Raw genomic sequence first — 24,742 nt, 5'->3', positions numbered from 1 at the left:
GCGAGTGGCGGGAAGCCCGCCGGGGCGGTTACTTGTCGACCGGCATCGGGCAGGAGCCGGCCGGCGCGGCCGGTGAGCCCAGGTCACCGAGGGACTGGTTGACCTCGGTGGTGGTGGCGAGCTGCTGGAAGCCGCTGCCGAGCACCACGTCGACCGTGTCGTCCTTGCGCTTGGCGTCGTACTGGGTGTCGGCGTTGTCGAGGAAGTAGGCCCGCAGCAGGTGCGCGGAGCCGACGCCCTTGGGACCGAAGCGCAGCACCGCCACGCCGTCGACGCCCTTTGGCGCGTCGCCCACCTTCTTCACCTGGAACTTGCGGTTCTTGAAGTCGTCCGCGACCGCGCCGGCCCGGCCGACCTCCTCGGTGGCGTTCAAGACGTTGATCTTGACGTCCTTGGGCTCGCGGAGGGTCACGTCGGCCCGCGGCCAGTCCTCGGGGCAGCCGCCGGCCAGCCCGGCTTCACCCTGGGTGTCCTTCACGATGGCGACGACGACGAAGACCAGGGCGACGACCGCCAGCAGACCGACGACAACGAGTGCTCGCACTCGCGCAAAGCTCATCTGGGCGCTCCCCGGACAGTGGGTGGGTGGCGGCGGCCGCCGGCGGTCGGGCCGCCCCGCCGGCCGTCGAGTACGCCGCTGAGGTTAACGGTTGTCCGACCGTGGCGTGGAAACAGTCCGACATGCCGGCGCGCCATCCGGGAAGCGGGTAGTACTACCCCTATCTTCGTGTCGCCTGAGTCACATTGGGAAGAACTCGGGGTGCGGGGGCGTACATCTCAGCCGCGAGGGCGGTATACATGCCTCGCCCGGAGGGGGGTAAGGTTCCGCGCTCGCTGGGGAGTGCCCTGGCGGCTCCGGCCCGAACGGCCGTCGGGTCGGGTGACCGACACAAGTGGTGGCCGGCCATGGGAACCGAAACAGCGTCGCCCGGCGTTACAACCGGAAGCGACAATATCGATATGGGAGAGTGAACCGATGGCCACCGACTACGACGCCCCGCGTCGCGACGAGGTCGACCTCGGCGAGGACAGCCTGGAAGAGCTCAAGGCCCGGCGGGTCGACTCACAGTCGGGCGCCGTGGACGTCGACGAGGCCGAGGTGGCCGAGAGCTTCGAGCTGCCCGGCGCCGACCTCGCCGACGAGGAGCTGACCGTCAAGGTCCTGCCGATGCAGGAGGACGAGTTTCGTTGCGGCCGTTGCTTCCTGGTCCACCACCGCAGCCAACTGGCGGTCGAGCGCAACGGCGACCTGATCTGCCGCGAGTGCGTCTGACCCCGACTCCGTACACCGGCGGCGGCCTCCTCGACGGGGCCGCCGCTGTCCGAGCTGCCGTGCGCCGGCGGCGGGGAGCTGCTTGACTCGTGACGGGCGGGCAGCACGCCCGCGGAGCTTCGGGAGGCCGGGCGGATGAGTGAGCGGACGGGTCGGTCCGGCATGGACGGCTCCGCCGACGGCGACGCACGGCCGGACGGCCCCGGCGGGAACCCGGGTGCCGTCCGGCCGGACGACGCGGTCACGTCCCACACCGGACGGCCGGACACCACCCGCCGGGACGCGGGTGCGACCTCCGACGCCGTCGGGGACCGGCCCGACGGCGCGGGGGCGGACCGGGCCGACGGCGGGGCGGACCGGGCCGGCGACGAGCTGGGTGCGACGGTCGCGGCGCTGACCGCCGACGACGTCGAGCTGGCCCGCCGACGCCAACTGCTCACCCGGCTGGTCGGGCAGGCCCGCTCGCGCGGACTGTCCGACCTGTTCAAACCGAAGGCCGCGCTGCGCTGGATGACCGACACGATCGCCGACGTCGCGCCGCACGTACCGGTCCGGGACCTGGCGACGCTGCGCGCCCACTTCCCCGGACTGGACGACGAGGCCCTCGCCCAGCGGCTGGTCCGCAACGCGGCCCGGGCCACCGCCGGGGTCGGCGCGGCCGGCGGGGGAGTCGCCGCGGTCGAGTGGGCGGTCACCCCGACCCTGCTCTCCGCCCCCGTGCTGCTGGCCGCCGAGACGGTCGCGGTGGTGGCCGTCGAGCTGAAGCTGGTCGGTGAGCTGCACGAGGTGTACGGCGCGCCGCTGCCCACCGGCGGCACCCCACGGACGGTCGCCCTGATGCAGTCCTGGGCCGGCCAGCGGGGCATCAACCCGATGATGCCCGGGGTGGGGGTCGGCGCCGTCCTCGGCACCGCCGCCCGCAGGGAGCTGCGGGACACCCTGCTCAAGCGGTTCGGGCGAAACCTGACCACGCTCGGTCCGTTCCTCACCGGCGCCGCGGTCGCCAGCTATCTCAACCGGCGGGCCACCCGGACGCTGGGCGACCAGCTCCGCACCGACCTGCGCAAGCAGCGCCGGGCGCTGCCCGGCGGACGGCCCGCGCTGCCCTGACGGCTCAGCCGGCGTCCCGGGCGGCCAGGATCGCCCCGGCCAGCTCGACCGGCTGCCGGGTGCTCACCACCCAGAACGGGGTCGGATCCGCCGGGTCGTCCAGGACCACCTGCACCGCGCCGGCGACCCAGGGCCGCTGCACCACGAAGGCGAGCGGGTCGGACCCGACGCCCAGCACCTCACGCCGACCGGCCGCGTCCAACGGGATCGCGTCGGCCACGTACCGCACCGGCAGGCGGGCGTCGTCGACCCGCAGCTCCCCGTCGCGCACCTCGACCCGCACCCGGCCCAGCCACCACAGCCCCGCCGCGGTCGCCGGGGGCAGCAGCACGAAGGGCAGCCAGGCCCGGACACCGGACGCGCCCATCCACACCTCGACCGCGAGCAGCGTGGCCAGGGCCAGGCCGGCCAGCCAGAACCACCACGGCAGCCCGAGCCGCTCGGAGTGCTCCCCGGCCGCCGCGGTGCGCGGCGCCGGTGACGACGCAGAAGACGACAGGCTCACTCCTGCCAGGGTACGGCGCACGACGGCCGTCCGACCCGGCAGGATGGCAGGGTCACCCCGCGAAACGGACGGAAGAGGGGAACCGTGACCCACGTCGTGCCCGTGCCCGTACGGCAGCTCGACCCGGAGCTGCCACTGCCCGCGTACGCCCATCCCGGCGACGCCGGCGCCGACCTGGTGGCCGCCGCGGACGTCGAGCTTCCTCCCGGCGGCCGGGCCCTGGTCCCCACCGGGGTGGCGCTGGCGCTGCCGGAGGGATACGTCGGCCTGGTCCACCCGCGCTCCGGCCTGGCCGCCAGACTCGGTGTGACGGTGCTGAACGCGCCCGGTACGGTCGACGCCGGCTACCGGGGTGAGATCCTGGTCAACCTGATCAATCATGATCGGGTCACACCGGCGAAGATCTCCCGTGGCGATCGCATCGCGCAGCTCGTTGTGCAGCGGGTGGAGCGGGTCGATTTCCAGCCGGTCGCCGAGCTGCCCGGATCCCGGCGTGGCGCCGGTGGGCACGGCTCGACCGGCGGGCACGCCGGTCTGGTGCCGCCACCCGGAGGCCCGGCCGGACGGCCGGAACTCGCCGGCCGGGCGGGCGGACGGACGGAAGAGGTGGCAGGGTGAGTGCGAACAGCGGAGGGTGGGCGAAGTGATCTTCAGCCGGAAGCGGGCCGATGCCGGGCGGCGCGCCCGTGACGAGCGGGCCGTCGAGGTCCCCGACTCGTACGACGCCGAGGGGACGGCGACGAACACGTCGCGCGGTCCCTACGACATCTCGGAGGCGCCGGACGACGTGCAGCGGCTCGACCTGGGCAGCCTGCACATCCCGGCGGTGCCGGGTGTCGAGGTGCGGGTGCAGGCCGACCCGCAGGGCGTGATCCAGCAGGTCGTGCTGGTGCACGGGGAGAACGCGCTCCAGCTCGGGGTCTTCGCCGCGCCGCGGTCGGACGGCATCTGGGACGAGGTGCGCGAGGAGATCCGCCAGTCGCTCTTCGCCGACGGCGCCGCCGCCCAGGAGGTCCAGGGCGAGTACGGCCCCGAGCTGCACGCCCGGGTGCGTACCCCGGACGGCCTCACCGACCTGCGCTTCGTCGGCGTGGACGGGCCGCGCTGGATGGTCCGCGGTGTCTACCAGGGCGCGGCCGCCACCGACCCGGCCGCGGCCGGTCCGCTCGCGGTGTGCCTGGACGGCCTGGTGGTCGACCGCGGGCAGGAGGCGAAGCCGGTGCGCGAGCCGCTGCCGCTGCGGCTGCCCCGCGAGGTCGCCGAGCAGGAGCAGGAGCAGGCCGCCGCAGGTGGCGCACCGGCGCCCGCGCCGCGCGAGGCCTGACGACCCGCACGATCGGCACCGGGCCCGGCGTCGTCCACATGACGGCGCCGGGCCCGGTCGCGTGCGGGCCGGACCGGCGTACGCTGGCGGGATGGTCCCGGCATCCGGGGCCGGACCAGTGCCGGGTGTCCCGGCCGGCGTGGAGAGGGTGACGCGGAGGTCATGTCGACCGACGAGGGCCGAGGGTCGCTGCGGCGGATCCTGCGCCGGCTCACCGCGAGCGAGGCCGAGATCGAGGCGCAGGAACTCCAGCGGGAGAGCGCCGAGTCCGGCGGCACGCCGGCCCGGCAGTGCTGCCGGGGTGAGGTGGTGTCGGTCGCCGGGCGGCTGCGCACCGTGGTCTACACCCCCCGAACCAACCTGCCGACGCTGGAGGCGGACCTCTACGACGGCAGCGACGTGGTGACCCTGGTCTGGTTGGGGCGGCGGCACATCGCCGGCATCGAGCCCGGCCGGCACCTGACCGCCCGGGGCCGGATGGCCGTCCGCGACGACCGCAAGGTCATCTACAACCCGTACTACGAGCTGGAGTCGCCGAAGTGACGACCGGACAGCACCCCGGCGCCGAGCCGCGCACCGACGCGATGGACGACGAGCGGCTGCCCAGCATCGCCGAGCAGATGGCCGACCAACTCGGCGGCTGGCGAGGGCTGGTCGAGTCGAGCATCCCCGTGGTCGTCTTCGTGCTGGCCAACATCATCGGTGAGCTGCGCCCGGCGGTGATCGCCTCGGTGGCGGTGGCGGTGGCGATCGCCGTCGTCCGGCTGGTCCAGCGCCGCCCGATCCGGCACGCGGTCAACGGGCTCTTCGGCATCGCCGTCGGCGCGGGTATCGCCTGGCGCACCGGCGACGAGCGGGACTTCTACCTCCCCGGCATCCTCTACGGCATCGCGTACGGGGTGGCGCTGCTGGTCTCGGCGGCGATCCGGCAGCCGATCGTCGGCTGGATCTGGTCGGTGCTGGTCGCCAAGGGGCGCTCCGAGTGGCGCGACGACCCGCTGCTGGTCCGTACCTTCACCCGGCTCACCGTGCTCTGGGGCGTGGTCTGGCTGGCCAAGGTGGGCGTGCAGGCCGGGCTCTACCTGGCCCACCAGGACACCGCGCTGGGTGTGGCCCGGCTGGCGCTGGGTTACCCGCCGTACGCGCTGTTGCTGCTGATCACGGTGTGGACGGTTCGCCGGGTGACCCGGCAGAGCACGCCGCAGCCACTGCCCGGCGCCTGAGCCGGCGGGACGTCCACCGGCGGGCGGGCTCAACGGTTGTTGCGGGTCCGCTCGACGCTGTCCGGCCCGAGGATGACCGTGCGGACGTCGTCCTCCACCTCGGCGGTGCACACGAAGATCAACTCGTCGCCGGCCTCGATCGGGTCGTCCGGGCTGGGCACCAGCACCCGCTTGCCGCGCAGGATCGCCACCAGGGCCGCGTCCCGGGGGATCGGCACCGCGTGGATCGGCTGCCCGACGTAGGGGGCGGTCGGCGGCAGGGTGATCTCGACGAGGTTCGCCTCGCCCTGTCGGAAGGTCATCAGCCGGACCAGGTCGCCGACGGTGACCGCCTCCTCGACCAGGGCCGCCATCACCCGCGGCTTGCTCACCGCCACGTCGACGCCCCACTGCTCGGTGAAGAGCCACTCGTTCTCGGCGCGGTTGACCCGGGCGACCACCCGGGGCACCGCGAACTCGGTCTTGGCCAGCAACGACACCACCAGGTTGACCTTGTCGTCGCCGGTGGCCGCGACCACCACGTCGCAGCCGGCGACGTTGGCCTCCTCCAGGCTGGCCAGTTCGCAGGCGTCGGCCAGCACCCAGTCGGCGGCCGGCACCCGGTCGGGGCGGAGCATCCGGGGCTGGCGCTCGATCAGCATCACCTGGTGGCCGTTGTCGATCAGCTCCTGCGCGATCGAGCGGCCCACGTTGCCGGCGCCGGCGATGGCGATCCGCATGGCTCAGTGCCCTCCTTCGGGCGGCGTCGCGGCCACCGCGGTGACCGAGGCGGCGATGTCGTCGGTGACCAGCACGTACAGCTGGTCGCCCTCCTGCACGACGGTGGACCCGTTGGGCAGCGTGCCGATGCCGAACCGGGTGAGGTACGCCACCCGCGCCCCGGCCGCCGCCTCCAACTGGTGCAGCGGCCGCCCCACCCAGTCCTTGTGCACCGGCACCTCGATGATCGAGACCGTGCTGGTCGGGTCGCGGAAGATCTCCACGTTGCCCTCGGGGACCAGGTGCCGCACCATCCGGTCGGCCGTCCACCGCACGGTGGCCACGGTGGGGATGCCCAGCCGCTCGTAGACCTGCGCGCGACGCTGGTCGTAGATGCGCGCCGCCACCCGGGAGACACCGAAGGTCTCGCGGGCCAGCCGGGCGGAGATGATGTTGGAGTTGTCGCCGCTGGAAACCGCGGCGAAGGCGTCGGCCCGCTCGATACCGGCCTGGCGCAGCACCTCGCCGTCGAAACCGGCCCCCGTCACGGTGATGCCGGCGAAGTCGGGGCCCAGGCGGCGGAACGCGTCGGCGTCCTGGTCGATCACCGCCACCGAGTGCCCCCGGGACTCCAGGCTGTGCGCCAGGGTCGAGCCGACCCGACCACAGCCCATGATCACGACATGCACGGTGTCCCTCCCTGGTGCCACCCGTCGACGGCGGGCGGCGTCGACTGCGAGCCTGCCACGTCCAGCGCCCCGGCGGGGGATCGAACGGTACCGCGCGGACCCCGGCGGACGTGATCAGGCACCCCCGACTCCCCGGTCCTGATGGTCGTACCCTTAGCGCTTGTGGCCAGTCCCACCTCGCTGCTGAAGCGACTCCTCGTCGGTCGACCGTTCCGGTCCGACCGGCTGCGGCACACCCTCCTGCCCAAGCGCATCGCCCTGCCGGTCTTCGCCTCCGACGCCCTCTCCAGCGTCGCGTACGCGCCGGACGAGATCCTGCTGACGCTCTCCATCGCGGGGGCGTCGGCGTACTTCTTCTCTCCGTGGATCGCGCTCGCGGTCGTCGTGGTGATGCTCACCGTGGTCGCCAGCTACCGGCAGAACGTGCACGCGTACCCCTCCGGCGGCGGCGACTACGAGGTGGCGACGGTCAACCTGGGCCCCCGGGCCGGGGTGGCGGTGGCGAGCGCGCTGCTCGTCGACTACGTGCTCACCGTCGCGGTGTCGGTCTCCTCCGGGGTGGCGAACCTGGGCTCGGTGGTGCCCTTCGTGGCCACCCACAAGGTGCTCATCGCGGTCGTCGCGGTGGTGCTGCTCACCGCGATGAACCTGCGCGGCATGCGCGAGTCCGGCACCGCCTTCGCGATCCCCACCTACGGCTTCATCATCGTGATCGGCGCGATGATCCTCACCGGGCTGATCCGGGTCTTCGTGCTCGGCCACGACCTGCGGGCGCCCAGCGCCGGCCTGGAGATCCAGGCCGAGCACAGCGTGACCGGATTCGCGCTGGTCTTCCTGCTGCTGCGCACCTTCTCCTCCGGCTGCGCGGCGCTCACCGGGGTGGAGGCCATCTCCAACGGGGTGCCCGCCTTCAGAGCCCCCAAGAGCAGGAACGCGGCGACCACCCTGCTGCTGCTCGGCACCATCGCGGTGACCATGCTGGTCGGCATCATCTGGCTGTCCCGGCTGACCCACCTGCAGTTCGTCGAGAACCCGAAGCTGCAGATCATCTCCGGCCCCGAGGGGTACGTGCAGAAGACCGTCACCACCCAGCTCGGCGAGACCGTCTTCGGCTCCGGCTCGGTGCTGCTGTTCGTGGTGGCCGGGGTGACCGCGTTGATCCTCTTCCTGGCCGCGAACACCGCGTTCAACGGTTTCCCGGTGCTCGGCTCGATCCTGGCCCAGGACCGCTACCTGCCCCGCCAGCTGCACACCCGGGGCGACCGGCTGGCCTTCTCCAACGGCATCGTCTTCCTCGCCGCCTTCGCGATCGTGCTGATCGTCGGCTTCCAGGCCGAGGTCACCAAGCTCATCCAGCTCTACATCGTCGGGGTGTTCGTCTCCTTCACGCTCTCCCAGGCCGGCATGATCCGGCACTGGAACCGGCACCTGCGCAACGAGCGCAACCCCGAGGCGCGGCGACGGATGCAGCGCTCCCGGGCGATCAACACGTTCGGCATGGCGATGACCGGCGCGGTGCTGGTCGTCGTGCTGGTCACCAAGTTCCTGCTCGGCGCGTGGATCGCGATCGTCGCGATGGCGGTGATCTACCTGCTGATGCTGGCCATCCGGCGGCACTACGACCGGGTCGCCGAGGAGTTGGAGCCGACCGAGGTCCGGGGCGTGCTGCCCGCCCGCAACCACGCGATCGTCCTGGTCAGCAAGCTGCACCAGCCGACCCTGCGGGCCATCGCGTACGCCCGGGCCACCCGGCCGGACACGCTGACCGCGGTCACCGTCAACGTCGACGACAAGGACACCCGCCAGCTCCAGGAGGAGTGGGAGCGGCGCGAGCTGCCGGTCCCGCTCACCGTGGTCGACTCGCCGTACCGGGAGATCACCCGGCCGATCCTCAACTTCGTCGCCAACACCCGGCGCGAGTCGCCGCGCGACGTGGTCACCGTCTTCATTCCCGAGTACGTCGTCGGACACTGGTGGGAGAACCTGTTGCACAACCAGAGCGCGCTGCGGCTCAAGGGACGACTGCTCTTCGAGCCCGGCGTCATGGTCACCAGCGTCCCGTGGCAGCTCGCCTCCACCGCCACCAAGAACCTCGACCGGCTGGACGAGACGCTGAGCCGTACCCCGGCCCGGGGTCCCCGGGTGGCGCCCCGCAGCACCCTGCCGCCGAGTGTCCCGCCGGTCACCTCCGCCCCGCCCGGCGAGCGCGGCCCGAGCACCGGGGACCGCCCGTGACCGCCGGACGCGGCGTGGGCCGCCCCGACCACAGCGGCGGACCGGTGCCGGTCGAGCAGGAGCGGCGGATGCTGGAGGAGGTTGAGCGGGTCGAGCTGACCGTCGGCGCGGTCGCCCCGGGCGGGCACTGCGTGGCCAGGGTCGACGGCCAGGTGGTCTTCGTCCGGCACGCGCTGCCCGGCGAGCGGGTGGTCGCCGAGGTGACCGAGCTGCACAAGGGCTTCGCCCGCGCCGACGCCGTCGAGATCCTCGAGGCGTCCCCGGACCGGGTCGAACCGCCCTGCCCGTACGCGAAGCCGGGCCGCTGCGGTGGCTGCGACCTGCAGCACGTCGCCCCCGCCGCCCAGCTGGCCTGGAAGACCGACGTGGTGCGCGAGCAGCTCACCCGCCTCGGTCGGCTCACCGACGCCGAGGTGGACGCGCTCGGCGTGACCGTCGAGGCGCTGCCCGGCGGGCCGCTCGGCTGGCGCTCCCGGGTCCGGTACGCGGTCGACGCCGCCGGCCGGGCCGGGCTGCTCAAGCACCGCTCGCACGAGGTCGTCCCGATCGACCGCTGCCTGATCGCCCACCCGGCCATCCAGGACCTGCCGGTGCTCCCCGGCTCCGGCGCACGCTGGCCGGACGCCGAGGCGGTGGAGACGGTCGCCACCACCGGCGGGGACGTCAGCGTCGCCACCGTCACCGAGGGGGTGGCCACCGCGGTCAGCGGGTCGCGGACGGTCCGGGAGGTCGCCGCCGGCCGGGACTGGACGCTGCCCGCCGCCGGCTTCTGGCAGGTCCACCCGGCCGCCGCCGATACCCTGGTGGCTGCGGTCCTCGACCTGCTCGACCCGCGTCCGGGCGAGTCGGCCTGGGACCTCTACGGCGGGGCCGGACTGTTCGCCGCCGCCCTCGCCGGCCGGGTCGGCCCGGACGCCCGGGTCACCCTGGTCGAGTCCGCCGCGCAGGCAGTGGCCGCCGCCCGGCAGAACCTGGCCGACCTGCCCCGGGTGGAGGTGGTCGCGGCCCGGGTGGAGACCGCGCTGGCCCGCCGCCGGGTCACCGGCCCGGTCGACCTGGTGGTGCTCGACCCGCCCCGCTCCGGCGCGGGCGCGGCGGTGGTGCGGGACGTGGTGGCGGCCGGGCCCCGCGCCGTGGCGTACGTGGCCTGCGACCCGGCCGCCTTCGCCCGTGACGTGCGCACCTTCACCACAGCGGGCTGGCGGCTCGCCGCGCTGCGCGGGTACGACCTGTTCCCGATGACCCAGCACGTCGAGCTGGTCGGGCTGTTCCAGCCCCTGTCGGACTGACCTAGCCTGGCCCGATGAAGATCGTCGGGTTGATGTCCGGGACGTCGTACGACGGGGTGGACGTGGTCGCCGCCGAGTTCACCGCCGACGGGGACACCCTGCGGATGCGTCCGCTGGGGCACCGGGAGCGAAGCTACGACGACGCCCTGCGCGAGCGGATCGGGGCGCTGCTGCCCCCGGCGGCCACCACGATCGAGGCGGTCTGCCGGCTGGACAACGCCCTCGGTGAGGTCTTCGCCGACGCCGCCGCGCTCGGCGTGCAACTGGCCGGCGGGCAGGCCGACCTGGTCGTCTCGCCCGGGCAGACGGTCTTCCACTGGGTCTCCTCGGGCGCCGTCCGGGGCACCCTCCAGCTGGGCGCGCCGGCCCGGGTGGCCGCCCGGGTGGGCGTACCCGTGCTGGCGGACCTGCGTTCGGCGGACGTCGCCGCCGGTGGCCAGGGCGCGCCGCTGGTCCCCGCCTTCGACGCGCTGCTGCTGGCGGCGGCCGAAGGGTCGGGCGGCTCGGCGCCGCGGGCGGCGCTCAACCTGGGCGGCATCGCCAACCTCACCGTGGTCGCGCCGGGCGCGCCCGTGCTCGGGTACGACGTGGGCCCGGCCAACGCGTTGCTGGACGCGGCGGCCCGGCGTCTCCTCGGCCGCCCCTGCGACGTCGACGGGGCCCGGGCGGCGGCCGGCCGGGTGCACCCCGGGCTGCTGGAGTCGTTGCTCGCCGAGGCGTACTACGCCGTGCCGCCGCCCAAGTCGACCGGGAAGGAGCTGTTCCACGCCGGCTACCTCGACGAGCGGCTGGCCGCCCTGGGTGAGCCGGTGGCCCCGGACGACGTGCTGGCCACGCTGACCGAGCTGACCGCCCGGACGGTGGCCGCCGAGTGCGACCGGCACCGGGTGACCGAGGTGGTCGCCGCCGGCGGCGGGGTGCGCAATCCCACACTGTTGGGCCGGCTGGCCGTCCTCGGGCGGGGCCGGTGGCGGCTGCGCGTCACCGACGAGCTGGGCGTGCCCGCCCAGGCCAAGGAGGCGTACGCGTTCGCCCTGCTCGGCTGGCTCTCCTGGCACGGCCTGCCCGGCGCGGTTCCCTCGGTGACCGGCGCCCGGCACGCCGCCGTGCTGGGCTCGTGGACCCCGGCCGGGCCGCCGAACGGGGCCGCCGTGGCGACGCCGCCGCGCCGGCTGCTCGTCGAGCGCTGAATCCTGGGAGCAGGCTGTGATGATCCACGGCCGAGCTGCGGAGTGTCGGGGGGCCGATAGACTCTTCCGTCATGAGTGTTGAAGAGGGCACGGCCAACCAGGGTCGGCTGCTGGGCACGGTGCGCGGTCCGCAGGACGTGAAGCGGATGACCGCCGAGCAGCTGGACGTTCTCGCCGCCGAGATCCGTGACTTCCTGATCGCCAAGGTCTCCCGCACCGGCGGGCACGTCGGCCCCAACCTCGGTGTGGTGGAGCTGACCCTGGCGATGCACCGGGTCTTCGACTCTCCCCGCGACCGGCTCCTGTTCGACACCGGCCACCAGGCGTACGTGCACAAGATCCTCACCGGCCGACAGGAGGGCTTCGACAAGCTCCGCCAGCGCGGTGGCCTCTCCGGCTACCCCAGCCAGGCCGAGAGCGAGCACGACCTGATCGAGAACTCGCACGCCTCCACCGCCCTGTCGTACGCCGACGGGCTGGCCAAGGCGTACGCGCTGCGCGGCGAGCAGCGCAGCGTGGTCGCCGTGGTCGGTGACGGCGCGCTGACCGGCGGCATGTGCTGGGAGGCGTTGAACAACATCGCCACCGCCGGCAACCCGCTGGTCATCGTGGTCAACGACAACGGTCGGTCCTACTCGCCGACCATCGGCGGCCTCGCCGACCACCTCTCCTCGCTGCGGCTCAACCCCGGCTACGAGAAGGTCCTCGACACCGTCAAGGACGCCCTCGGCAACACGCCGTTCGTCGGCAAGCCGATGTACGAGGTGCTGCACGCGGTCAAGAAGGGCATCAAGGACGCGGTCGCCCCGCAGGCGATGTTCGAGGACCTCGGCATCAAGTACGTCGGCCCGGTCGACGGGCACGACATCGCCGCGGTCGAGTCGTCGCTGCGGGCCGCGAAGAACTTCGGCGGGCCGGTGATCGTGCACGCGGTCACCCGCAAGGGCTACGGCTACCGCCCCGCCGAGGAGGACGAGGCGGACTGCCTGCACGGCCCGGGCGCCTTCGACGTCGAGACCGGCAAGCTGCTGGCGGCCCCGTCGGTGAAGTGGACCCACGTCTTCGCCGACGAGCTGGTCGCCATCGCCGACTCCCGGCCCGACGTGGTGGGCATCACCGCCGCGATGGCCGAGCCCACCGGCATCGCCACCCTGGCCCGCAAGCACCCCGACCGGGTGTACGACGTCGGCATCGCCGAGCAGCACGCCGCCACCTCCGCCGCCGGCCTGGCCATGGGCGGCCTGCACCCGGTGGTGGCGGTCTACGCGACGTTCCTCAACCGGGCCTTCGACCAGGTCCTGCTGGACGTGGCGATGCACAAGCTGCCGGTCACCTTCGTGCTGGACCGCGCCGGTATCACCGGCCCGGACGGGCCGAGTCACTACGGCATCTGGGACATGTCGGTCTTCGGCGTGGTGCCCGGCCTGCGGATCGCCGCGCCCCGGGACGCCGGCAGCCTCCGCGAGGAGCTGCGCGAGGCGGTGGCGGTCGATGACGGCCCGACCATCGTCCGCTTCCCGACCGGCACCGTCGCCGCCGACCTGCCGGCCGTCCGTCGGGTCGGCGCGGTCGACGTGCTGGCCGAGTCGGCGCGTACCGACGTGCTGCTGGTCGCGGTCGGTTCCTTCGGCCACCTCGGCATGGAGGTCGCCGCCCGCCTCGCCGAGCAGGGCTACGGGGTGACCGTGGTCGACCCGCGCTGGGTCCGCCCGGTCCCGGCCGAACTGGTCGAGCTGGCCACCGCGCACCGGCTCGTGGTGACCGTCGAGGACGGCGTCCGGGTCGGCGGTGTCGGTGACGCGCTCGCCCAGGCGATGCGGGACGCCGACGTCCGGGTCCCGCTGCGCGACCTCGGCGTGCCCGCCGACTGGCACCCGCACGGCACCCGGGCGCAGATCCTGGCCGACCTGCGGCTCACCGCGCAGGACGTGGCCCGGGACGTCACCGGCTGGATCTCCGGCCTGGACGCCGAGCCGGTCGAGCCGGTCCGCCTGGCTGCCCGCGACGCCAGCAGCAACTGACCACGGGCGCCGGTGTACGCACCGGCGAGGCGTGCGTGACACCACGCCGACGGGCGGTCCTGGTGCTCCCAGGGCCGCCCGTCGGCGTCCCTGGCGCTGCCGACGGACGTCACCCGCCGTCCGCGCCGTCCGCGTCTCCAGCCGCTCCCCGTAGCCGCGGATCGCGGCGGAGCTGGGTATCGGCCCGGACGCTCCGGCACCGACGCCCGAGGCAGCGGTTGTCCGTCCGGGACCGCCTGGGCCGTCCCTTCGGACCGGACCGGTACTGTGCGGACGCTACCGACCTGATCGCATGGATGGATCGGACAGGGCCCTGGAGGACTCTCGCCCCGATCCACTTGTGCGATCAGGTCGGTAGCGTGCGGAAGAGGGGTGTGCACCGGTGGCAGGCGCCCTCGCGGAACCCCATCGGGCACGCCGGTGAGACGGCCGTGCAGGGTTCGACCCGAGGTCCACGGCGGGCCATGGAGGCGCTGGCACCGCTCCGGCGGAGCCCGGCTGTCGACGTCCGGGCGGGCTGACGATGGGCGGGCTGACGATGGGCGGATCCGGGGTCAGCGGCCGCCGACGGAGCGGTAGTAGGTCTTCTCGGCGGTGGCCAGGCTGAACGTCTGCTTCGCCTCCGGCATCGGCACCACCACCAGGCCGGGACGGTCCACCAGGCGGGGCGTGCCGGGTGGCACCGACAAGGAGGCGTCCCGGTTGCCCCGCCAGGTCAGCACCACCAGCGGCTGCCCCGGCACCGGCAGCACGTACGTCTGCAGCGGGTTGGACCGGTCGGCGGGGGACACCACCGGCGCGCCGTCGCCGGCCGGGCGGTAGACCAATGCGGTCACCGTGCCGGCGGCGGTCTCCCAGCTGAGCTGTTCCAGGTCGCCCGGATCGCCGCCACCCAGCGCCATCTCGCCGATGCCCCGCACGGCCACCTTCTCCACCGGCCAGGACTCGGGCACCGAGGCGGGTGCGTCCCGGTCGCCGATCCGGCGCGGGATGCTGCCGAACGGCCCCTGCTCACCGGCGAGGACGCAGGTGTCCAGCCCGTCCAGGGCCCGCCGGCCGGAGCCGGTCTCGTCGCGGACCAGCGGGTAGCGCGGATCGGTGGTGGCGGTGCCCAGGTCGAGCAGCCGGTCGGCCGCCCGGCCGCGTGGCAGCGACTCGGTGGCGCGCAGCGTCGCCGTCACCGGCACCGCCGCGCACTCCGGCACCGACACCCGGCCGGTCAGTCCGTCGGAGACCATCAGCGCCCGGCCGTCCGGGCCGAGCAGCCGCTCCACCCGCCCGGAGACCAGGTAGCGGCGGCCGTCGGCCAACTGCACCGGCAGCACGTCGGCGTAGGCGAGATAACCCGGGTCGGTGTACTCGGTGGCCCGGTCGACCGCGTACCGGCCGTCGACGCCGGTGAGCTGGAGCAGCCAGGACGCCGCCTCGCCGGGCACGTCGGCGGCGACCAGGGCCAGCCGGGCGCCGTCCACCTCGCCGGACCAGAGGATGCCGGAGGAGGGCAGGTGGGCCCGGTCGTCGATCGGGGACCGCCAGGCGCGGACCGCCTCGGTCACCGCCTCGGTGGTGGTGGCGTCACCGGCGAGCGAGCCGCGTGGCGGCCACACCCGTAGCGTGCCGTCCAGGCTGTCGTAGCCCACCCGCAGTTCCCGGGCCTGGCGCTCGGCGACCGGCCCGCAGGCGGTCACGGCCAGCGCCAGGGTGAGCAGTGCGGTGACCGTCGTGCCGCGGCGGCGGACTGAAGCCACCTGTACGCCCCCGATCGCCTCGCCGTTGTCGGAAGCCCACATGGTACGCAACGGCCGGCGGCCGGTCGGCGCTGGTCCGCCCCACCGGGCTCCGGCCACAAGGGACTCCCGCGTGGATTTCGTCTGATTTTTCGGCTCCGGTAGACTCCGCCGACTGTGACGTCTGTCGAGCCCCGTGGCGCATCCGCACCGGACCCCGACGCCTCCGGCGGCCCTGGCCGTGGCGCGACGGCCACCGCCATCGCACCGCCACCACCGGCGACGAACGCGCCCGCCCTCGACGCCGCCGGGCACGCGTCTACCACCGACGCCGTCGGGCACGCGTCTACCACAAAGGTCGTCGGGCACGCGCCCTCCGCCGGGCCGGCGCCCGTGCAGGCGCCCCCCGGTTTCGCCCGCCCCGCGGCGGAGCCGACGACCGACGCGCCGGCCGGTGGCGGCCGGACCGTGGTCGTACCCGGGAAGGGGTCGGTGAGGGCGGAGCGTGGCGGCGCGACCGAGGCCGGGTGGTCCCGGCGCTGGCGCTGGACGGCCCGGCGCAAGGACCTCGCGGTCTACGGGGTGTTCCTGCTGGCCGCGTTCTGGGTGACCAGCCAGATCTGGGTGGACCCGGCCGGTCGGGTCGCCTCGCTCTACAGCAGCGACCCGGCGCAGGTGCAGTTCTTCCTCGCCCACTCGGTGCGGGTGGTGCTGCACGGCGACTTCCCGTTCTACACCGACCAGTTCAACTACCCCGACGGCGTCAACCTGATGGCCAACACGGCGGTGCTGGCGCTCGGCATCCCGATGGTGCCGATCACCCTGCTCTTCGGGCCGGCCGTGTCCTTCGTGGTGCTGGTCACCCTCGGCCTGGCCGGCACCGCCGCGACCTGGTACCACGTCTTCTCGCGGCACCTCGTCCGCCGCCGGCTGGCCGCCGCGGTCGGCGCCTGGTTCTGCGGGTTCTCACCGGCGATGCTGTCGCACGCCAACTGGCACCCGAACATCATCTCCCAGTGGCTGCTGCCGTTCATCGTCTGGCGGGTCATGGTGCTGACCCGGTCGACCCGCCCGGTCCGCGACGGCGTGCTGCTCGCCCTGCTGGTCACCGCGCAGGCGTTCATCAACGAGGAGATCCTGCTCTTCACCGCGCTGGCCTGCGGCGTCTTCCTCATCGCGATGGTGGCGCAGCGCCGGGCGCTCTGGTCGGCGGCCTGGCGTCCGCTGGCCAAGGGGCTGCCGGTCTGCACGGTGGTCGCCGGCTCGCTGCTGGCGTACCCGCTCTACATCCAGTTCGCCGGGCCGATGGCGTACCATGGGCTCAGCGACGCGGTCCGCGACTACGGCAACGACATCGCCGCCTTCTTCGCCCCCGGCTCGCCCACCTTCGGCGGCCACGAGCGGGCCAACGTCAACCTGGCGCCGAACTACTCGGAGGAGAACGCCTTCTTCGGCTGGAGCCTGTCGCTGATCGCCGTCGGCATCGTGATCTGGCTGCGTCGGGAGGTGCTGGTCCGGGCGCTCGCCGCCACCGGGCTCTTCTTCGCGGTGCTCTCCCTCGGCGAGCGGGTGTCCTGGTGGGACCGGGAACTCGTCACCGGCCCCTGGGACCTGCTGGTCCGGCTGCCGCTGCTCGACGCGGTGGTGCCGACCCGGTTCGCCATGATCACCAGCGTGGTGATCGGGATGCTGCTGGCGCTGGCCGTGCAGCGGGCCTGGACGCTGCGCGGCCCCGAGTGGCGGCACGCGAAGACCGTGACGGTCGCCGCGCTGGTCCTCGCCCTGCTGCCGATCGTGCCGATGCCGCTGAAGGTGACCACCCGTCCGCCGGTGCCGGACTTCGTCACCGCCGGCCGCTGGCGCGAGTACGTCGGCCCCGAGCAGACCCTGGTGCCGGTGCCCGTGCCGAGCATGGGCAACACCCACGGCATGCGCTGGGCCGCCTCCACCAACCTCGACTTCAAGATCCCCGGGGGCTACTTCCTCGCCCCGCGCAACGGCAACACCGGCGACCCGGGACGCTTCGGCGGCCGGCCCAGCGGCATCGGGGAGCTGCTCGACGAGGTCGCCACCACCGGGCGCACCCTGAAGCTCGACGACCGGCAGCGCCGCCGCAGCCTGGACGAGCTGCGGCACTGGAACGCCGCCGTGCTGGTCCTGCCGCTGCGCCAGCACAACGCCGAGCCGCTGCGGCGCACCGTCGAGCAGCTCGTCGGGCCTGCCCGCAAGGACCTGGACGTGTGGGTGTGGGACGTCCGGCCGCTCTCGGCCCGGACCACCGCCTCCTGACGCTCAGCCGACCAGCGGGCGCACGTCCCACAGCCACACGTCGTCCACCCGCTGCGCCGGCCCGAGCAGGCCGGTCATCAGGTCGCGGAGCACCGCCTCGCGCGGGTGGGCGCCGAGCACCACCACCGACGCCTTCCAGAAGCGCAGGTCCTCCACCGCCTGGCGGCGGTTCTCCTCGGTCAGCGCCGGGACCTCGCCGGAGTCCATGGTGGCGTAGACCAGCGTGCTGGTCGGCCGGTTCGGCGCGCCGAAGACGCCCTCCCCGTTCTCGTTCGGGCCGATGAAGTAGCCGCCCGGCACGGGGAACTCGTGCCCGGTCAGCGCGCTCCAGCGCAGCGTGGGCAGGCCGTGCACGTTGCTCGGGATCGGCACCGGCACCAGCGTGCGCCCCTGCGGGACGTACGGCCGCCAGCCGCCGGCGGTGATGAAGCGCGGCGGCGGGTCCACATGCTGCGCCGGCAGCGGGCGCGGGAAGAGCGGCAGCACGGCGAGCGCGACCGCCGCGTACCCGACCGGCCGGACCCAGCGACGGCGGGCCGGCGCCCGGCCCGCCTCGGCGCCGCCTGTCGGGTCGGTGTCGTCTCCCGGGACGCGCGGGGCCGGGACCGGGCTGCGGCCGTACCGGGCCGCCGCGTCCCAGGCCAGCGCGAGCAGGACGCCGACCGCCGCGGTCACCACCAGGGCGAGCCGGGTCGGCATCATCATCTCCACCAGCGGCACGTCGTCCGGGATGTACGCCCACGGGCCGTCGACGTCGGTCTCCACGCCGTCGAAGCGCACCTTCGGACCGATCGCCGCGACGGTGAAGACCACCACCAGCACACCGGCGATCCGGGCGGCCAGCGATCGCCGCCACAGCAGCACCAGGGCGGCGATCGTCACCAGCACCAGCGGCCAGCCGAACCAGGTGTTCTGCTCGGTGAGGCCGATGGTCTTCTCCACCGCCTCGTCACCGGCCACCGTGTCCCGGGCGAAGGTGACGAAGGCCATCAGGTCCTCGCCCCAGTTGTGGAAGACGCCACCCTGCAGGCCGCGGTAGGACTGCGGGCCGTTGAACTGCCACCAGATCGGGTAGGCGGTGAGCGCCAGGGCGATCCCACCCCCCAGGCCGAGCGCGGCCAGGAAGCCGCCGGCCCGCTCCCGCGCCGCGCGCGGTCGCTGCACCACGTACGCCAGCACGACGACCAGGCAGGCCAGCGCGGTGAGCAGCAGCATCTCCTCGTTGATGAAGATCTGGTACGCCACCAGCAGCCCCAGCACCACCCCGTCGCGCCGCCACCGGCCCGGCCGGCCCAGGCGCAGCACCCGGGCCACGATCACCGGCAGCAGGAAGTTGGAGACGAAGTTGGGCTGCCCGTTGGCGTGGTGCACGACGCCCGGGGCGAAGCCGAGGAAGGCGCCGCCGACGAACGCCGCCGCCCGCGAGCGCACCAGGTGCCGGGACAGCATCCAGTACGACGTGGCCGCGGTCGCGGCGAGCGCGCCGCCCAGGTAGAGCGCGTACGTCACCTGGGGTCCGAAGAGGAGGGTGACCGGCGCCAGCGGGATGGTCATGCCCAGCAGCGAGGTGTTGGCCATCATGTTCACCCCGTCCGGGGCGTTCTGCCGCGCGCTGAACAGCGGGTTCTCCAGATGGCGCACCGAGTACGCGCCGTGCTGGAAGAGCCACTCGAACCAGCTGTGGTCGGTCGGCAGGTGCGACGAGACCCGGTGCTGCACGTCCACCCAGTAGTTCAGGCACACGAAAACACCGAGCAGCACATAGGCTCCGATGGCCAGGACGTCGGCCCGGCGAGGCCGCCGACGCGGCCGCCGTGTCGGGTCGGCCGCCGAGGGCTCGACCGTCTCCGTCGCGGACGTCGGGTTCAACGAGGGATCTACCACCGGCACAGCCACGACGGGCCATCGTACAGGCGGTGACCGGTCGCGCCCGCCGGCCGGTGGGGCGGCGGCGTGGGACGCGGAGGCGGGGAGGTCTGGGCGTGACACTCATCGACCTGGGCGACGTGCGCGACGAACCGGTGCCCGACCCGCGTGAGCGTCCGCCCCGGGCCGTCGGGCGACCGACCCGGATCGTCGCGGTGCTGGCGGTCGCACTGTTGTCGCTGGCCGGTGCCGCGCCACCGAACCAGCCGGCCTTCTTCACCGTGCCGGCCGCCCCCACCACGACGGCCTTTGTCCACGGTGACCGGCTCTTCCTCATCGCGCCGGCGGAGCAGTCGGCGGACCGGGCGGGGACGCTGACCGCGTACGCCGTTCCCACGCGGGGGCGGGGCCCGCTCAGCCCGCTGTGGTGGGCGTCCCTGCCGTTCGGCGGCGGCTCGGCGGCGGACGTCGTCGGCGACGTGCTGGTGGTCACCGCGGACGTGCCCAGAGACGGGGCGGGCCGCAGCTACGCCTTCGACGTGGCCACCGGCCGGCCGCGCTGGGACCTGCCGGGCAGCCTCGCCGGCACCGGCGATCCGCTGCTGCTCTACACCCGCGGTGGGCAGGGACCGGCCGCGGTCAGCGGCGTCGACCCCGCCACCGGCCGGGTCCGCTGGTCGGTGCCGACGCCGCTGGAGTCCACCACCTTCCGCTTCGGCCCCGACGGCCTCGACGGCCTCGACCGGATCGTGCTCAGCCCGTCCACCGGGCCGGCGGAGGTCTGGGACGCCCGCAGCGGGCAGCGACTGGTCAGCCGGGACCTGCGCTCCGGCGAACTGTCCGTGCGGCAGCGCGCCCAGCCGGTCGGTGATCTGCTGCTGACGGTCCGGCACCACGCGGAGTTGGTCACCGCGTACGGGTTGGCCGAGCTGGACCGCCGCTGGGAGATCCGGCTCGGCCTGGTGGCGTACTTCGAGCCCTGCGGCGGGCTGATCTGCGCGGTCGGCCGGACCGGCGGGATCACCGCGCTCGACCCGGCGACCGGTGAGACCCGGTGGCGGGCCACCCACTGGTTCGGGGTGCTGACCGAGCGGGGCGGCCGGGTGCTGGTCAGCAGGCGGGGCACCGGCCTCCAGGAGCCCTTCGCGATCCTCGACGCGGCGACCGGCCGGCTCGTCGCCGAGCTCGGCAGCTGGGACCTGATCGGCTGGGACCGGCTGGACGGCCGGCTGACCGCGGTGCGCCCGGCCGGCACCGGGCGGCTGGTGTTCGGCGAACTCGACGTCGCCGGGGGCCGGGTCCACCGCCTCGACATGCTCACCGGCGTCTCCGGCAACTGCCAGGCCGGGCGGAAGGTGCTGCTGTGCCGGATGCTCACCGGCGAGTACGGCGTCTGGCGGCTCGCCGACTGATCACCAGTTGGCCTGGACGGGCGGCGGGGGCAGCGGCGCCGACGCCGGGTGGATCACGTACGCGGCCCCGCCGCTGCCGCCCTGCCAGGCGGCCTCGAACCGGCCCCGGTCGACCGTCCGGCGCACCGACTCGTCGTCGGGGGCGTACGGGTCGTTGAGCACCGGGTCACCGGCGTCGGTGAAGCCGACCAGCACCATCAGGTGCCCCCGGGTGTCGTAGTCCAGCCCGGGCACCTCGCCGGCCCGGAACGCGGCGGAGACCACCAGCGGGATCCCGGCGGCCACGAACGCCTCCGCCTCGGCCAGCGAGCGCAGCCGGGTGACGAACGCCTCCACCCCGTGCAGCCCGGCGTACGCGGTGTTGAAGGACCAGTTGCCGCACCCGTCGTAGGCATGGTCGTAGCAGTGCCCGGCGGCGTGCACCACCACCGGCCGGGGGCCGGGCGGGTCGACCCAGGCGTAGCGCTGCGCCGGCGGCGAGGCGCCCCACCAGGCCAGCACCATCGAGGTGCAGGTGGGGCTGCACCAGGAGTCCCCGCCGCCGCCCCAGCGTGTCTCGCCGCCGGCGTGCCGGCGCTGGGAGAAGCGCGGCACGTCCAGCACCGTGCCCCGGGCGCTCGCGCCCGCCCACCCCGCCGCCGACCCACCCGCGTCGCCGCCCGCAGTCTCCGTGGCCCCCACCGTCGCGTCGGGCCCCGGGCCGGCTGCCCGGCCGCCCGTCGTGCCGGCCCCTGGGCCGCCTGCGACGTCGGCCCCCGCGTCGCCTGTCAGGCCGGCCCTCGCCTCGTCCGGCGGGCCGGAGGCGACCGCGCCGACCGTGCGCAGCGTGGGAGCTGCGGAGACGCCCTCCGGGCGTAGCAGGGTCACCCGGACCTGCCAGCCGGTCACCGTCGCCGCGCCCACCACCAGGGTGTCCGTGTCGACGTGGGCGTCGGGGTCACGCTGGCCCGGCACCGAGGAGCGGAGGACCGGCTCCTCGCCCTCGGCCCACCGGGCCAGCCGGTACCAGCCGGTGGTGGGGGCGTCGGCGTGCCAGCCGCGCAGCTCCACCTCGATCCAGCAGCCCGGCGGCGTCCGCGCGGTCCAGGAGGGCACGATCTCGCGTACGCCGAAGCCGGCGGACACCGGGGGAGAGGTCCAGCTGCCGCACTCGTGGTGGCCGGCCCCGCCGTCCGGGTCGGGCCGTCGCGTGGGGGTGGTCAGCGTCAGCCCGTGCGCCGTGGCGCGCACCCCGTCGGCGGTGCCCGGGTACGCCTCGGCGGTGAGCCGGAAACCCCGGTAGGCGATGTCCCGCCCCGTCATGGCGCCTCCGGTCCTCGACGATCGACGACGGCAGCATCGCGTACCCCGGCCCGTGTCGGCAACGGCGGCGGTGCGTGGCGGGTGGCTTGGCGGCCGGCGCTAGGTTGTCGGTCAGGTCGGCGAGGAGGTCGGGATGCGGGTGCTGGTGGTCGAGGACGAGCGGAACCTCGCCGACGCGATCGCGCGCGGGTTGCGCAAGCGCGGGATGGCGGTCGACGTGGTGTACGACGGCGACGCCGGCCACGAGGCGGCCTTCGTCACCCGGTACGACGTGGTGGTGCTGGACCGGGACCTGCCCGGTATGCACGGCGACCAGATCTGCGCCGAGCTGGCCGCCTCCGGCACGTTGACCCGGGTGTTGATGCTGACCGCCAGCGACAGCGTGGCCGACCGGGTGGAAGGGCTGGGGCTCGGCGCCGACGACTACCTGCCCAAGCCGTTCGCCTTCGACGAGCTGGTCGCCCGGGTGCAGGCGCTCGGCCGGCGGGCCACTCCGGCCGCCCCGCCGGTGCTGGAGGTCGCCGACGTGGTGATCGATCCGGCCCGCCGGGTGGTCACCCGGGGCGGCGTGCCGGTCGACCTGACCAACAAGGAGTTCGGGGTCCTCTGCGAGCTGGTGAAGGCGCGTGGCGCGGTGGTCTCCAGCGAGGAGCTGCTGGAGCGGGTCTGGGACGCGAACACCGACCCGTTCACCACCATCGTCCGGGTGACCGTGATGACCCTGCGGAAGAAGCTGGGCGACCCGCAGCTGATCGAGACGGTGGTCGGCGCCGGCTACCGCACGGCGGAGGTGGTGGCGTGAGCGTGCGTCCCACGCTGCGGCTGCGGCTGACCCTGCTGAACGGGGTGCTGCTGGTCGGCGCGGGCGCGATCCTGGTGGTGCTGGCCTGGCTGCTGGTCCGCGATGCGTTGCGCCCCAGCGACGAGCTGCGCCCCGGCACCACCGTGCTGCTGGCCGACGGCCGGTCCCTCGACGCCGACGTCTGGCAGCGTCAACTGGTCGACGCCGCCTCCCAGGAGCTGCTGGTCAAGGGGCTGATCGCGCTGCTGGCGATCAGCGTGGTGGGGGTCGCCGGGGCGTACCTGGTGGCCGGTCGGGCGCTGCGTCCGCTGCATCAGGTGACCGCCACCGCCCGCCGGCTCGGCGAGGCCACCCTCGACCAGCGGATCGGCTGGTCCGGGGCGGACGACGAGGTCGCCGAGCTGGCCCGAACCTTCGACGCGATGCTGGATCGGATCACCGCCGCCTTCGAGGCGCAGAAACGCTTCGTGGCCAACGCCTCGCACGAGCTGCGTACCCCGCTCGCGGTGATGCGGACCGAGATCGATGTGACGCTCAGCGACGGTGAGGCGGACACTGCCGAGTACCGCCGGATGGCCACCGTGGTCCGCGACGCCTCCGAACGGGCCAACGGGCTGGTCGACGCGCTGCTGGTGCTGGCCCGCAGCGAGGCCCAGGCCGGGCGCGGGCTCGCCCGCCGCACCGAGTGTGACCTGGCCACCGGTACGGCCAACGCGCTGTCGGCGATGTCCCGGGAGGTGGAGCGGATCGGGCTGCGGGTGCAGACCTCGCTCAAGCCGGCCCCGGTCATCGGCGATCCGGGCCTGCTCGACCGGTTGGCCGGCAACCTGATCGAGAACGCGGTCCGCTACAACCACCTGCACGGCCGGCTCTTGGTGCGTACCGGCACCGACGGGCGGACGTCCTGGCTGGTGGTCCGCAACACCGGGTTCGAGGTGGACCAGGCCGACGTGCCAGGGCTGTTCGAGCCGTTCCGGCGGGGTGGCCGGGAGCGGACCGGTGCCCGCGGCTCCGGGCTGGGGCTCTCCATCGTCCGGGCGGTCTGTGACGCGCACGGCGGGAACGTGCAGGTCGTCGCCCAGCGTGGTGGGGGCCTGGAGGTGACGGTCACGCTGCCGGCGGCGGACACCGCCGCCGCGACGTGAGCGGAGTCCCTTGTGCGGCAGGGCGGATCGCTGACATGATCGCCGGAGTCAGCCCGACGGGCGAGAGGAGGTGCGGTCCCATGTCCACCATGTCGATCACCGCGCCCCGCCCGGTCCGCCGCTGACATCCCACTCACGCGGGGCGCGTTCATCCATCTGCGGAGGAACCACCGTGAGTGCACGGATCCACAACGTCGGCATCGACTGCCGCGACACGTACGCCCTGGCTGGCTTCTGGGCCCAGGTCTTCGAGTGCCCCCGTCAGCCGGAGGACTTCCCCGGTGACCCGGAGGCGAGGCTGCTGCCGCCGGGCGGGCCGGAGCTGCTCTTCCTGGCCGTGCCGGAGGGCAAGACGGTGAAGAACCGCCTGCACCTGGACCTCGAACCCACCGACCGGACCCGGGACGAGGAGGTCGAGCGGCTGCTCGGCGTCGGCGCTGTCCTGGTGGCCGACCACCGCCGGGCGGACGGCTCCGGCTGGGCGGTGCTGGCCGACCCGGAGGGCAACGAGTTCTGCGTGCTGCGCAGCGCCGCCGAGCGGGCGGCCACCGCCGGCTGACAGACAGGGGCTGGCGCCCACCCCCGTTCCTGGGGGTGGGCGCGACGCGTAACGGCCATGGCGCGGCCCAGGCGGGCGCCCG

22 protein-coding genes are annotated in these 24,742 nt (G+C 74.1%); 15 read left to right on the top strand and 7 right to left on the bottom strand.

Annotation, left to right across the window (positions count from 1 at the left end):
- Positions 1 to 28 precede the first annotated feature (28 nt).
- A complete protein-coding gene (locus tag GA0070560_RS12650; RefSeq protein WP_170839385.1) occupies positions 29 to 544 on the bottom strand; it encodes a LytR C-terminal domain-containing protein in 516 nt (171 codons plus the stop codon).
- Between the two features lie 432 nt (positions 545 to 976).
- Between GA0070560_RS12650 and GA0070560_RS12645 the strand changes: the two genes are divergently transcribed.
- Together GA0070560_RS12645 and GA0070560_RS12640 are read left to right on the top strand one after the other, a co-directional pair.
- Positions 977 to 1,273, top strand: a complete 297-nt coding sequence (locus tag GA0070560_RS12645; RefSeq protein ID WP_088978067.1) for a DUF4193 domain-containing protein — start codon at positions 977 to 979, stop codon at positions 1,271 to 1,273.
- A gap of 135 nt (positions 1,274 to 1,408) precedes the next feature.
- Positions 1,409 to 2,383, top strand: coding sequence for a hypothetical protein (locus tag GA0070560_RS12640; RefSeq protein ID WP_245675490.1), 975 nt, complete (start codon positions 1,409 to 1,411; stop codon positions 2,381 to 2,383).
- Between the two features lie 4 nt (positions 2,384 to 2,387).
- Here the strand turns inward: GA0070560_RS12640 and GA0070560_RS12635 are convergent, their stop codons facing one another.
- Positions 2,388 to 2,882, bottom strand: coding sequence for a DUF3093 domain-containing protein (locus tag GA0070560_RS12635; protein WP_091295757.1), 495 nt, complete (start codon positions 2,880 to 2,882; stop codon positions 2,388 to 2,390).
- Positions 2,883 to 2,972: 90 nt separating this feature from the next.
- On the opposite strand from GA0070560_RS12635, the gene dut reads away from it, so the two are divergent.
- From dut to GA0070560_RS12615, 4 genes are all read left to right on the top strand, one after another.
- Entirely contained in the window at positions 2,973 to 3,506 is a 534-nt protein-coding gene (gene dut, locus GA0070560_RS12630; protein WP_088978068.1) for a dUTP diphosphatase, read from the top strand.
- A 25-nt stretch (positions 3,507 to 3,531) separates the two neighbouring features.
- A complete protein-coding gene (locus GA0070560_RS12625; protein WP_091295755.1) occupies positions 3,532 to 4,212 on the top strand; it encodes a DUF3710 domain-containing protein in 681 nt (226 codons plus the stop codon).
- Between the two features lie 162 nt (positions 4,213 to 4,374).
- A complete protein-coding gene (locus GA0070560_RS12620) occupies positions 4,375 to 4,755 on the top strand; it encodes an OB-fold nucleic acid binding domain-containing protein (protein ID WP_088978070.1) in 381 nt (126 codons plus the stop codon).
- On the top strand, positions 4,752 to 5,435 hold the full coding sequence (locus tag GA0070560_RS12615; protein WP_091295327.1) for a DUF3159 domain-containing protein: 684 nt from the start codon (positions 4,752 to 4,754) through the stop codon (positions 5,433 to 5,435). The genes GA0070560_RS12620 and GA0070560_RS12615 overlap by 4 nt, the downstream gene beginning before the upstream one ends.
- 29 nt (positions 5,436 to 5,464) lie before the next feature.
- Here GA0070560_RS12615 and GA0070560_RS12610 read toward each other — a convergent pair whose 3' ends face one another.
- Together GA0070560_RS12610 and GA0070560_RS12605 are read right to left on the bottom strand one after the other, a co-directional pair.
- Positions 5,465 to 6,154 carry a potassium channel family protein gene (locus GA0070560_RS12610; protein ID WP_091295324.1) on the bottom strand — a complete coding sequence of 230 codons (690 nt, stop codon included), beginning with the start codon at positions 6,152 to 6,154 and terminating at the stop codon, positions 5,465 to 5,467.
- A 3-nt stretch (positions 6,155 to 6,157) separates the two neighbouring features.
- Complete coding sequence (locus GA0070560_RS12605; RefSeq protein WP_091295322.1) at positions 6,158 to 6,823, bottom strand: potassium channel family protein; 666 nt, start codon at positions 6,821 to 6,823, stop codon at positions 6,158 to 6,160.
- Positions 6,824 to 6,985: 162 nt separating this feature from the next.
- On the opposite strand from GA0070560_RS12605, the gene GA0070560_RS12600 reads away from it, so the two are divergent.
- The 4 genes from GA0070560_RS12600 to dxs all read left to right on the top strand — a co-directional run bounded on the left by GA0070560_RS12600 (position 6,986) and on the right by dxs (position 13,558).
- Entirely contained in the window at positions 6,986 to 9,058 is a 2,073-nt protein-coding gene (locus GA0070560_RS12600) for an APC family permease (protein WP_091295319.1), read from the top strand.
- Positions 9,059 to 9,126: 68 nt separating this feature from the next.
- Complete coding sequence (locus tag GA0070560_RS12595; RefSeq protein WP_091295753.1) at positions 9,127 to 10,347, top strand: class I SAM-dependent RNA methyltransferase; 1,221 nt, start codon at positions 9,127 to 9,129, stop codon at positions 10,345 to 10,347.
- A 14-nt stretch (positions 10,348 to 10,361) separates the two neighbouring features.
- On the top strand, positions 10,362 to 11,537 hold the full coding sequence (locus GA0070560_RS12590; protein ID WP_091295316.1) for an anhydro-N-acetylmuramic acid kinase: 1,176 nt from the start codon (positions 10,362 to 10,364) through the stop codon (positions 11,535 to 11,537).
- A gap of 71 nt (positions 11,538 to 11,608) precedes the next feature.
- Entirely contained in the window at positions 11,609 to 13,558 is a 1,950-nt protein-coding gene (gene dxs / locus GA0070560_RS12585) for a 1-deoxy-D-xylulose-5-phosphate synthase (RefSeq protein ID WP_091295312.1), read from the top strand.
- A 554-nt stretch (positions 13,559 to 14,112) separates the two neighbouring features.
- Here the strand turns inward: dxs and GA0070560_RS12580 are convergent.
- Positions 14,113 to 15,306: a hypothetical protein gene (locus GA0070560_RS12580; protein ID WP_091295750.1), complete on the bottom strand. Its 1,194-nt coding sequence runs from the start codon at positions 15,304 to 15,306 to the stop codon at positions 14,113 to 14,115.
- A 471-nt stretch (positions 15,307 to 15,777) separates the two neighbouring features.
- Here GA0070560_RS12580 and GA0070560_RS12575 point away from each other — a divergent pair, with 471 nt between their 5' ends.
- Positions 15,778 to 17,574, top strand: coding sequence for a DUF6311 domain-containing protein (locus GA0070560_RS12575; RefSeq protein WP_091295747.1), 1,797 nt, complete (start codon positions 15,778 to 15,780; stop codon positions 17,572 to 17,574).
- 3 nt (positions 17,575 to 17,577) lie between these two features.
- Here GA0070560_RS12575 and GA0070560_RS12570 read toward each other — a convergent pair whose 3' ends face one another.
- The gene (locus GA0070560_RS12570; RefSeq protein WP_170839384.1) at positions 17,578 to 19,443 is read right to left on the bottom strand and encodes a DUF6311 domain-containing protein; all 1,866 of its coding nucleotides are present in this window, start codon (positions 19,441 to 19,443) and stop codon (positions 17,578 to 17,580) included.
- A gap of 113 nt (positions 19,444 to 19,556) precedes the next feature.
- On the opposite strand from GA0070560_RS12570, the gene GA0070560_RS12565 reads away from it, so the two are divergent.
- A complete protein-coding gene (locus tag GA0070560_RS12565; RefSeq protein ID WP_170839378.1) occupies positions 19,557 to 20,852 on the top strand; it encodes an outer membrane protein assembly factor BamB family protein in 1,296 nt (431 codons plus the stop codon).
- Here GA0070560_RS12565 and GA0070560_RS12560 read toward each other — a convergent pair whose 3' ends face one another.
- Entirely contained in the window at positions 20,853 to 22,154 is a 1,302-nt protein-coding gene (locus GA0070560_RS12560; RefSeq protein WP_091295305.1) for a peptidase C39 family protein, read from the bottom strand.
- 133 nt (positions 22,155 to 22,287) lie between these two features.
- Between GA0070560_RS12560 and GA0070560_RS12555 the strand changes: the two genes are divergently transcribed.
- The 3 genes from GA0070560_RS12555 (at position 22,288) to GA0070560_RS12545 (ending at position 24,660) form a co-directional block, all read left to right on the top strand.
- Positions 22,288 to 22,956, top strand: coding sequence for a response regulator transcription factor (locus GA0070560_RS12555; RefSeq protein WP_091295301.1), 669 nt, complete (start codon positions 22,288 to 22,290; stop codon positions 22,954 to 22,956).
- 2 nt (positions 22,957 to 22,958) lie between these two features.
- On the top strand, positions 22,959 to 24,101 hold the full coding sequence (locus GA0070560_RS12550; RefSeq protein WP_091295741.1) for a sensor histidine kinase: 1,143 nt from the start codon (positions 22,959 to 22,961) through the stop codon (positions 24,099 to 24,101).
- A gap of 172 nt (positions 24,102 to 24,273) precedes the next feature.
- Complete coding sequence (locus tag GA0070560_RS12545) at positions 24,274 to 24,660, top strand: VOC family protein (protein ID WP_091295298.1); 387 nt, start codon at positions 24,274 to 24,276, stop codon at positions 24,658 to 24,660.
- Positions 24,661 to 24,742 lie beyond the last annotated feature (82 nt).

It is taken from the genome of Micromonospora halophytica, assembly GCF_900090245.1.
GTDB lineage: Bacteria > Actinomycetota > Actinomycetes > Mycobacteriales > Micromonosporaceae > Micromonospora > Micromonospora halophytica.
This window is presented reverse-complemented; position numbering and strand designations above follow the sequence as displayed.